Source organism: Pseudomonas aegrilactucae (assembly GCF_019168305.1).
GTDB classification, from domain to species: domain Bacteria; phylum Pseudomonadota; class Gammaproteobacteria; order Pseudomonadales; family Pseudomonadaceae; genus Aquipseudomonas; species Aquipseudomonas aegrilactucae.
Window position 1 is genome coordinate 22815 of record NZ_JAHTBI010000066.1, and the last position, 9973, is coordinate 32787.

The 9973-nt window shown below is 61.2% G+C and carries 12 protein-coding genes; 5 read left to right on the forward strand and 7 right to left on the reverse strand.

The features are described 5' to 3' along the window. Window positions 1-39: 39 nt before the first annotated feature. Window positions 40-420 (reverse strand): hypothetical protein, encoded by a 381-nt coding sequence (locus KUO17_RS18155; protein WP_217976907.1) that lies wholly within the window; start codon window positions 418-420, stop codon window positions 40-42. A 163-nt stretch (window positions 421-583) separates the two neighbouring features. Here KUO17_RS18155 and KUO17_RS18160 point away from each other — a divergent pair, with 163 nt between their 5' ends. Beyond that, window positions 584-1489 carry a LysR family transcriptional regulator gene (locus KUO17_RS18160; RefSeq protein WP_217976908.1) on the forward strand — a complete coding sequence of 302 codons (906 nt, stop codon included), beginning with the start codon at window positions 584-586 and terminating at the stop codon, window positions 1487-1489. Window positions 1490-1491: 2 nt separating this feature from the next. Here the strand turns inward: KUO17_RS18160 and KUO17_RS18165 are convergent, their stop codons facing one another. The 5 genes from KUO17_RS18165 to KUO17_RS18185 form a co-directional block, all read right to left on the reverse strand. Continuing rightward, window positions 1492-2001 carry a GNAT family N-acetyltransferase gene (locus KUO17_RS18165; protein WP_217976909.1) on the reverse strand — a complete coding sequence of 170 codons (510 nt, stop codon included), beginning with the start codon at window positions 1999-2001 and terminating at the stop codon, window positions 1492-1494. Between the two features lie 41 nt (window positions 2002-2042). After that, window positions 2043-2459, reverse strand: coding sequence for a VOC family protein (locus KUO17_RS18170; RefSeq protein ID WP_217976910.1), 417 nt, complete (start codon window positions 2457-2459; stop codon window positions 2043-2045). 31 nt (window positions 2460-2490) lie between these two features. Then, window positions 2491-3213: a hypothetical protein gene (locus KUO17_RS18175; protein WP_217976911.1), complete on the reverse strand. Its 723-nt coding sequence runs from the start codon at window positions 3211-3213 to the stop codon at window positions 2491-2493. Window positions 3214-3276: 63 nt separating this feature from the next. Further along, complete coding sequence (locus tag KUO17_RS18180) at window positions 3277-3783, reverse strand: DMT family transporter (RefSeq protein WP_217976912.1); 507 nt, start codon at window positions 3781-3783, stop codon at window positions 3277-3279. A 153-nt stretch (window positions 3784-3936) separates the two neighbouring features. Beyond that, window positions 3937-4512: a TetR/AcrR family transcriptional regulator gene (locus tag KUO17_RS18185; protein ID WP_217976913.1), complete on the reverse strand. Its 576-nt coding sequence runs from the start codon at window positions 4510-4512 to the stop codon at window positions 3937-3939. A gap of 146 nt (window positions 4513-4658) precedes the next feature. Between KUO17_RS18185 and KUO17_RS18190 the strand changes: the two genes are divergently transcribed. From KUO17_RS18190 to KUO17_RS18200, 3 genes are all read left to right on the forward strand, one after another. After that, complete coding sequence (locus KUO17_RS18190; RefSeq protein ID WP_217976914.1) at window positions 4659-5753, forward strand: alkene reductase; 1095 nt, start codon at window positions 4659-4661, stop codon at window positions 5751-5753. 65 nt (window positions 5754-5818) lie between these two features. Then, window positions 5819-6607 carry an SDR family NAD(P)-dependent oxidoreductase gene (locus KUO17_RS18195; protein ID WP_217976915.1) on the forward strand — a complete coding sequence of 263 codons (789 nt, stop codon included), beginning with the start codon at window positions 5819-5821 and terminating at the stop codon, window positions 6605-6607. Between the two features lie 88 nt (window positions 6608-6695). After that, entirely contained in the window at window positions 6696-7694 is a 999-nt protein-coding gene (locus tag KUO17_RS18200) for an NADP-dependent oxidoreductase (RefSeq protein WP_217976916.1), read from the forward strand. Window positions 7695-7807: 113 nt separating this feature from the next. Here the strand turns inward: KUO17_RS18200 and KUO17_RS18205 are convergent, their stop codons facing one another. Further along, a complete protein-coding gene (locus tag KUO17_RS18205) occupies window positions 7808-8746 on the reverse strand; it encodes a LysR family transcriptional regulator (RefSeq protein WP_217976917.1) in 939 nt (312 codons plus the stop codon). Window positions 8747-8844: 98 nt separating this feature from the next. Here KUO17_RS18205 and KUO17_RS18210 point away from each other — a divergent pair, with 98 nt between their 5' ends. Beyond that, entirely contained in the window at window positions 8845-9843 is a 999-nt protein-coding gene (locus KUO17_RS18210; RefSeq protein ID WP_217976918.1) for a cyclase family protein, read from the forward strand. Window positions 9844-9973 lie beyond the last annotated feature (130 nt).

Genomic DNA, 9973 nt, shown 5'->3' on the forward strand with positions numbered 1-9973 from the left:
TTGAAACACCAGGAACTCAAGCGTTGTCGGCACGCCATGCTACCGGCTTTCAGAGTAACGGTCCGGCCAGTACGGCCACACATTCTGATCCTGGTGAACATGGCGCAGCGACAGACGCTGGCCAGTGTGGAAGTGATCGTCCGGGTACTGGCCTGACAGGATGACCGTCTGCGTTTTTGCCTTCAACGCATGGCAGTAGTCCCGCGTGGCGCTCTTGTTGTCCAGCGCTTTGCTCTCGGCAATGAAAAAGCCAAACGCCATCATCGGGTGCCCGTCGTTTTTCAGCTTGGTATAGATATTGGTCGGTCTCGGATACTCGTCAATGGGCACAATCTCGCCGCTGAGCTGGCAGGCAAACTTAGCCGCGAACAGGGGGGGTGAGAACAACAGCAAGCAGAGCAACGGTAGCTTCAGGGTCATTTCATGGGGCATCCAGCAGTAGGTCTATGCGCCAGCAGGCGCAGCGGCAGTTCTTTGCCTGGTGTCGTGGCCATGGTAATCGCCCGCCGCACGGTTACGAAAGGCGGTTGTTCATATGATAAATTGATGAAGCCCCCCGCCTGACCAGCCGAGTATTCACTCCATGGATGAACTGCGCAGAATCGACCTCAACATGCTGGTGACGCTGCATGCGTTGCTGGCCGAGAAACATGTCACGCGGGCCGCCATACGGCTGCACAAGAGCCAGCCCGCCGTCAGCCATGCGCTTGCCTTGCTCAGAGCCCATTTCGATGACCCGCTGCTGATACGACGCAACGGCGCCATGGTGTTGACGGCCAGGGCACACGCGCTGGCTCAGCCGCTGCAGGACGCCTTGGGCAACCTGAACGCGTTGCTGGGCGCGGCGTCATTTGAACCGTCAACGGCCAAGGGCCGTTTCAGATTGTCGCTATCGGACTATGCGGCGCGCATTTTTCTGCCTGCGCTTACACGCAAAGTGCGTCACGAAGCGCCCGGTATTGATCTGGCGATCAGCCAGGCAAGCCGAGAAATGATGATCTCCCAGCTTCTGGACGGTGAGCTGGACCTTGCACTGGGCATCTTTCCCGAGGTTCCGGCCGCCATCGCGATTCAAGACCTTTTTTCAGAAGGCTTCGTCAGCGTCGCGAACAAAGAAGTATTGCCTGCCAAGGGCGGTCTTTCGCTCAGCGACTGGCTCTCTCGCCCGCATGTAATGCTCGCGCTTCGTCCGGATGCGAACGATGAGATCGAACAGGCGCTGGCCGCCCGAGGCTTGAAACGCCGCATTGCGCTGGCGCTGCCCCACTGGAGCGCCGCGGTCGAAGTGCTTGCCGGTACCGACCTGATCCTGACGGTCGCCAGCCGTGCGGTCGGCCCCCTGCGCCACCACAGATCCCTGCGACAGTTCGAGCCGCCCCTTGAGATACCCCGGTTCGCCTATCAGCAGGCCTGGCACATCAGGAAGGAAGGCGATGCGGCCCATCGCTGGCTGCGCGAAGCCGTGTTCAGTTGCGCCCAGCCAAACTGACGTCAGAACCGCGCCGACAGCTTGCGCTCCATCACCACCAGTTCGATATCCTCGCAGGCGTCCACCTCACCGGTTGGCAGGAACTGGTTCTTGAGCCAGAACGCTCTGGCGCCCGGGTCAGTGCTGGCGTGACTCAACAGGGCAACGTTGAAGCCGCATCCGGCATAGTCGGCAAGCACCAAGTTGATGATTGCAGACCCCAGCCCGCCGCGCTGCATTGTCTTGTCGAGGATGAAAAACCCTATAAGGACATGATCACTTTCCGGAAAAGACTCGATCAATTCCAAATAGCCAATCAGCCTGCCTTGCTGGCGAAAACCGATGTTTTTCTTGTGGTTCGGGTCGGCACCTGGCGGGAGTGCCGTGAGTAGCCTTGCCAGCTTTCCCCTGCTCAGGGTTTCACGCATGTGCGCGAAATAGTCCGAGTTATCAGAGCAGATACGGTAAATTTCTTCGATGTTCTGTTCATTGAGCTCAGAACGTTCAGTGTAGAACGGTTCGACTGTCATCATTTCTATTCCTGCCCATTTGCCCACCGACCTGATGGGACCCATCAGGCTTGCAGTGCAGGGCCTTTCAACTCGACCTGATTATCATCAGGGTCATTGAGGTAGATCGACAGGCCTGTGCCTTCTGCGCCATAGCGCATCATCGCCTTTTCAGCCGATACACCCGCCGCCGCCAGGTGGGCAAGAATGGTCTGTTCATCAAACGGCTCGACGCGAAGGCAGAAGTGATCGACGTTGTGCCGTTGCTTGCCGGCCGCCGCCCCGCCCTCGCGGCCGAGGGGCCCGTTGACATCCACCAGATCAATCATAGATGTGCCCGCGGCCAGGTGAATCATGCCCAGGTCGTCGCGGCGCTTTTTGACATCACATCCCAGTACGCAGGTGTAGAACGCCAGGCTGCGCTCGAGGTCCTGCACCCGCAACACGACATGGTCTATTCGCTGAACTGAAAAACTGCGCATGACGATCACTCCTCTGGTTCGGTTCGCGGGCCTAGCCGACCTTGGAAAACAGTTGAGGCACCTCTCCCGAAAAGTCGACCCAAGGGTTGCTGTTGAGCAGCTCGGCATGCGCCACGCTGGGCTCGTCGAAGCGAATGGTGAAGCTTTGCGGTCCATGAGCGTAGGCCACAATAACCCCCTGGTGCGGGTCCATGTAACCGGCGTGCATGCCAAACCCCGGATAGCTGAGGCGCACGGCAGGCCCGTCGGGCTGGATCTCATGCACGGTCAGACGTGCCAGGACACCATCAGGCAGCACGAACATCCAGGTAAAAGCACCTCCGGATACCACAGTCATCACTTCATCGATGCCCGCGCCGTCGTCTGAAGTATTGACATGCAGACGACCATAACGATTCAGTGCCCATGTGCGCATTTGCGGGGTCATGGCCTTCATGTCATAGACCTTGGGATAGGGGGCGGTATCACCCTCGCGGGTCCCCAGGTAGCCACCACGGTGTACTTCTGGCGTGCGACCGGCAAGGTGGATTTGCTCCAGCAGCTCGGCCCGGTCGAGGCTGAAGATCGCAAGCAGTGTGCTGTGATCGTCTTCGCTCAGGGCGTTGATCAGCGAGGCGCCGAGAATCGGCTTTGCCGCTTCGGGGATGGCGACGGTGCTGGCGCGCACGCCGACACTGCGCAATACCGCATTGACGCTTTCGATGCCTTCGACGTCGGAACGCCCATCGCTGAACTGAAGTTTTACGAAGTTCATGTTTTTTTCCTGTCGTGAGTCGCAACGTTGTGTTGCGCATGTGCAGCAAACGGGTAGCGAGGGTTACTGACTGACCTGGGCAGTGCTGGGCTCAACCGTTGAAGTAGCAACGCCCTGCACCAGCAACACACCCGCGAAAATGAGCACGACCCCTGCCAGCCGAGCGAAGGTGATCGGCTTGCTGGCAAGCCCCATCAAGCCGAAATGGTCAACCAGCACCGATGCCACAATCTGGCCGGCCACGACCAGCAGCAGAAAGCCGCTTGCCCCCAGCTGAGGCGTGATGGCCGCGGCGCTGCCCACATACAAAGCCCCCAGTACGCCGCCGATCCATAGCCACCAGGACCCTTGCAGCGCCCTGCCGATTTCAGGTGCAGAAACACGCAGGACCAACAGCGCAATCACCACCACCACGGCGCTGACCATCAGCGATGTCAACGCACCCCAGAGCGGGTGCCCCAGTAACCTGCCGAGGGCGGCATTGCTGGCAGCCTGGAAAGGCAGGACGGCCCCAGCCAGCAAGGCGGTCCCTGCCGGGATGAGTGCAAGCGCGGCGGCTTTGCTGAACATGGGATTCTCCTTTTGAGCGGGCAGGTTTCGATGGGCAGATACTCACCGATCCATGCCAGCGATGGAAATCACATATTTGCACTCGCATTATTCATCTGATGGATGATTGCGCACGAACGGAATGACGGGGCCATCAGCCCCGCGATGACTCACTTACGACTGGACAGGCAACGATGCCGTCATGCGGGCGTGGCAGACCTCAAGAATTTCATCCGCAAGCGCGGCGTCATCCGGGCACGCACGCGATAACACAATCGCACCCACGGCCTGCGCAAGCAGCTCGATCACCTTTTCCCTGGCCTGCCCCGGCGGTGCATCAGGCCCCAGCGGGTACTTCTCCCCCAGGGTCTGCAGCGTGCGCTCTATGCCTTGGGCGAACGCGTCCTTCAGGGTGTCGGACTGGCGCGCGGCATCGCCGCTCAAGGCAGCCATGGTGCAACCAGTTCCCCGCCCGTCCCGGTGATCCCTGGACACGTACACATCGATGAAGCCCTGTACATCAATCGCCTCGGCACGGGCCAGCGAGCGGGCAAGGCTGTTGGCTGAGGCCTCGGCCATCAGGTCGGCCTTCGAACCGAAATGCTTGTAGAACCCGCCGTGGGTAAACCCGGCGGCCGCCATCAGATCGGCCACGCCCACACCGTCATAACCGCGCTCGCGAAACACCGCTGAGGCCGTTTCGACGATGTGCTCCCGATTTGCCTGGGCCTGAGCCTTGGTCACTCTCACGTGCAACACCTCATGTGCGCTCAAAACAATGCGCCAATGATACATAGATGTTGAGCGTAATCAAATTTGTTGACAGTTTAGATTTCGATCATCATCCTAATCACACGCAACACGACGCCCCCTCAACAGACACGGAATATCCACCCATGAGCGATCTATTTACCCCCTACACGCTTGGCACCTTGACGCTGTCCAACCGCCTGGTGCTCGCGCCACTGACCCGCAACCGCGCAGCGCCAGGCGGCGTGCCGAGTGAGTTGGCGCCGGTGTATTACAGCCAGCGCGCCAGCGCAGGCCTGCTGATCAGCGAAGCCTCGCAAATTTCGCAGCAGGGCCAGGGCTATCAGGACACACCGGGCATCTACACCCGGGCGCAGATCGAGGGATGGCGCAAAGTGACCGACGCCGTCCATGCAAAGGGCGGGAAAATCTTCCTGCAGCTTTGGCATGTGGGCCGCGTGTCCCATGTAGACCTGCAAAAGGATGGCGCCGCACCGGTCGCCCCTTCTGCGCTGCGCCCGGCGACCAAAGTGTTCGTCAACAACAGTTTTGAAGACGTCTCCGAGCCGCGAGCGCTTGAGGTCAGCGAGCTGCCAGGCATCGTCGACGATTTCCGCCAGGCGGCGGCAAATGCCATTGCAGCAGGCTTCGATGGCGTGGAAGTGCATGCGGCCAACGGCTACCTGCTGGATCAGTTCATCAAGGACGGTGCCAACGTGCGTACCGATGCCTACGGCGGCTCGATCGAGAATCGCGCGCGCCTGCTGCTGGAAGTGACCGCTGCGGTGATCAACGAGATCGGCGCAGATCGCACCGGTGTGCGCATTTCGCCCGTGTCACCGGCCAACGGTGTTTCGAGCAGCGATCCGCAGACGCAGTTCGATTACATCGTCGATCAACTCAACGCGCTGGACATCGTCTATCTGCACGTGGTCGAGGGCGCAACCGGCGGGCCACGCGATGTGGCGCCGTTCAACTTCGACGGCCTGCGCCAGCGTTTCCAGAACACCTACATCGCCAACAACGGCTATGACCGTGACCTGGCCACCTCGCGACTCGCGGCAGACAAGGCCGACCTCATCGCTTTCGGCAAGCCCTTTATCGGCAATCCGGACCTGGTGGAGCGCTTCAAGGCCGGCGCGCCCTTGTCCCCGTTCAACCCGGCCACCCTCTACGGCGGCGGTGCGGCGGGCTACACCGACTACCCGACCATGGCTCAGGCCAGCGCTGCGGCCAACTAGGCACAGCGTGATCGAACCCTGCGTTTTCACACACACCTCAGTGCACCTGATCAAGAGATGACACCATGACCACTCGCCCCACCGTTCTCATCACTGGCGCTTCCACCGGTATCGGCGCCGTCTACGCCGAACGTTTCGCCCAACGCGGGCATGACCTGGTGCTGGTCGCCCGGGACCAGGCGCGCCTGCAGGCGCTCGCCACCCGGTTGCACAGCGAACACGGCGTTGCCGTGGATGTACTGCCAGCAGACCTGACCCAACTGGGCGATCTGGCAGCCGTCGAAACGCGCCTGCGCGATGACGCCAGCATTGGCATCCTCATCAACAACGCCGGCGCCGCGCAGTCCGGCAGTTTCATCGAACAGAGCACCGACAGCGTGGCGCAGCTGGTGGCCCTGAACACCACCGCACTGGTGCGCCTGGCCAGTGCCATCGCGCCTCGCCTGGCCAAGGCGGGCAACGGTGCGATCGTCAACATAGGCTCGGTGGTCGGCCTGGCGCCGGAGTACGGCATGTCCGTGTACGGGGCCACCAAGGCCTTTGTGCTGTTCCTATCCCAGGGCCTGGGCCTGGAGCTCACACCTCTGGGTGTGTATGTGCAGGCCGTACTGCCGGCGGCCACCCGCACCGAGATCTGGGACCGCGCCGGTTACGATATCAATGCCATAAACGAGATCATGGAGGTGGGTGATCTGGTCGATGCCGCGCTGCTCGGTTTCGACCGTCGCGAGCCGGTCACCATCCCGCCGCTGCAGGAAGGCGAGCGCTGGGATGAACTGCAGGCAGCGCGTCAGGGCCTGTTGTCGCAGATCAAGCAGTCCGCTGTTGCACCACGCTACCTCGCTCAAGCCTGACCCTTCAGGTACACCGGCCTGGCCCGACAATCAACGTTGTCGGGCCTGCGCCCCAATTCTCATTCCAACTGACGAGGGCTGCAGCCGCATGAAAGCATTTTTCATCGACCGCTACGGCAAGCAGAACGGCGCGATAGGCGACCTGCCCGACCCTGCCGTAGGCCTCCACGACGTACTGATTCAAGTGCATGCCAGCAGCGTGAACCCGCTGGACGCGAAGATCAGAACGGGCGAATTCAAACTGATCCTGCCCTATGGCTTGCCCTTGGTACTGGGCAACGACCTGGCCGGGGTGGTGGTCAGCGTTGGCTCGGCGGTCACGCACTTCAAGCCTGGCGACGAAGTCTATGCACGCCCTCCCGAGGACCGTATCGGCACCTTTGCCGAACGGATTGCCGTGAACGAAAACGCGCTTGCGCTCAAACCCGCCAACCTCGGCATGGCCGAAGCCGCCTGCGTACCCCTGGTCGCATTGACGGCCTGGCAGGCGCTGGTTGAAATCGCCCACGTGAAAGAAGGTCAGAAGGTATTGATTCACGCAGGGTCGGGCGGTGTCGGCACGCTTGCCATCCAGCTCGCCAGACACCTGGGTGCGGTGGTTGCGACCACCACCAGCACGGCGAACGTGGAGTGGGTGAAAGCACTCGGGGCGGACGTGGTCATCGACTACACCCAGCAGGATTTTGCAGACGTACTGCACGGCTACGACGTGGTGCTGAACAGCCTGGGCACCGATGTGCTGGAAAAATCGCTCAAGGTGCTCAAGCCAGGCGGCCAGCTCATTTCCATTTCGGGGCCGCCAACACCGCAGTTCGCGCAAGCGCGCGGTCTGGCCTGGCCGCTGAGGCAGGTCATGCGCCTGTTGAGCAGCCGAATACGCAGAAAGGCGCGCAAGCACGGGGTCAGCTACGCATTCCTGTTCATGCAAGCAAGTGGCGCCCAACTCAAGGAAATCACCGCCCTCATCGAAGCGGGCGTGATCAGACCGGTCGTGGACCGCTCCTTCCCTTTTGAATCGACGGCAGAGGCATTGAGATATGTCGAGCAAGGCAGAGCGAAGGGCAAAGTCTCCATCGTCATCCAGTGAGTGCACTGCACCATGCGCTGTCGAAACTCAGGCTGGCGAACCTGAGCCCGACACGCAGCACTCGCAGACACAAGCGCAACGGCAACTGGAAGCCGAACTGGCAAAACAGCCGATCATCTTTGGGCGTGGCCTGATGCTTGAGCAGTAGCAACCGGAACACTCGGTAGCGCCTCAATTGCAGTGGCGAGGAAGTCGACGAACACCCGCACTTTCTGCGACACATGCCTGTGGCTCGCGTAAAGCGCATAGATCGAGCGTCGAGGCATCGACTGCTCCGGGAGCACCTGCAACAACTGGCCGCTGTCGAGCAAAGGCTGGGCAATGAACGAGGGCAATGCGCCGATGCCCAGGCCGGCCTGCAGCATGTCGCTGAGCATCAGGCTGTTGTCCACCGCAAAGCGTACAGGCAGCTCCAGGCGGCTACTGCCTTGCGGGCCTTGCAAGTGCCAGCTGCCAGGATGTTCGGCCAGGCGATAGGCCAGGCAGTTGTGCTGACGCAGGTCCTCTACGCTTTGCGGCGTGCCGTTGGCCTGCAGATACGCCGCAGAGGCGCAGATCACCTGTTCGACCTGGCCCAGGCGTCGGGCGACCAGCGAGGAATCGGGCAGGTGGCTGCGGATCCTGAGCGAAACGTCAAAGCCCTCGCTGACTACGTCCAGCAGGCGGTCATCGAGGGTGAGCTCGACCTTGAGCTGCGGATAACGCTGCATGAACGCCACCAGGATCGGTGACAGTACCTTCAGGCCAAACGACAGCGGCGCGTTGACGCGCAAACGGCCAGTGGGTTCGCGGGCGCCGACCTGGGTTGCACGCTCCAGGGCATCCAGCTCGTCGAGCAGGTGGCAGCACTCGCTGTAGTACGCCTGACCGGCCTGCGACAGGCTCATGCGGCGGGTGGTGCGCACCAGCAGCAGGCTGCCCAGGCGCTGCTCCAACTGCCGTACCTGCTTGCTCACCGCGGCCGTGGATTGCCCGAGGTCGACGGCGGCCAGGCTGAAGCTGTCGCGTTCAACCACACGACGAAAGGTGCGCATGGCCACCAACACGTCCATATTTTTTCTCCAGGGTTGAATATCAATCAACTAGATGGCTGATTATCCATGATCCATCAGCCAATAACATGGCCACCTACCCTTACAGGAGTCATGTCATGTTGCAGTGTTCGTGGATCAGAAACCTTGCTGGACTGGTCACCTTGTCGGTGTTCAGTTCATTGTGCAGTGCAGGCGCGGTGGCCAAGCCTGAAGTGGGTATCAGCCCGTGGGGGCCGAAGGACGAAATCGGGCGCCTGAACCTGATGACCCCTCAGTCGCAGGCTGCAATCATGGGGCGGGTCAGTGGAGGCCAGGCCTACGACCTCGCGGTGGAGTACTTTGTCGGCATGCCCAGTTGGCAAGCGGCGGGAGATCCGCCCTACCAGATGTGGATGACCCATACCCCGCACGGCAATGTGATCGCCGACCCGATGCAGGTTGGCGAGCCGATGAACGAGCACGTCAGCTACAGCGGCTCGGCGGTGTCCATGTATGCCCACATGGGCACTCATATCGACGCCCTCAACCACTTTGGCCTCGACGGCAAGATCTGGAACGGCTTCAGTGCCGAGCAGCACCTGGGCGACCGTGGCTGGAATGTCACGGGCGCAGAAAAGCTGCCACCGATCATTGCCCGAGGGGTGATGATCGATGTGGCTGCGGCCAAGGGTGTGGATCAACTGGCCGACAGCTACCGCATTACCCGCAGCGATCTGCAGCAGGCCCTGGCCAAGCAGCACGTGGCACTGGAGCAAGGCGATGTGGTACTGATCCGTACCGGGCGCATGCGTGACTACGAGAACGCCCAGGCCTACATGGCCAACCCGCCGGGCCTGAGCCTGGATGCAGCGAAATTTCTGGTAGAGGTCAGCGGCGCCATGGTGGTCGGTGCCGACAACCTGAGCTTTGAAACCTTCCCTTCCGAGGTCGAGGGCAACTACTTGCCGCTGCACACCTATCTGTTGGCCATGCAGGGTGCGCCGATCATTGAACTGGTGAATCTGGAAGGCTTGTCCCGCGACCGCGTTTACCAATTCGCCTTCGTGGGTGCTTCGTTGAAGTTGCGCGGCGCGGATGCGGCGCCGATTCGTCCGATAGCGTTGCCTTTGCGATGAGGGCGCGGTACCTCGGGTGCCCGCTGGGCAACGGACCGTTTCGAGACCAACAACTACACCTTCGGCATCGAGCAGCAACTGGCCGATGAACCTGCGGTACGACTTCTAGCCAGCAGCGTCCTGCGCGAAC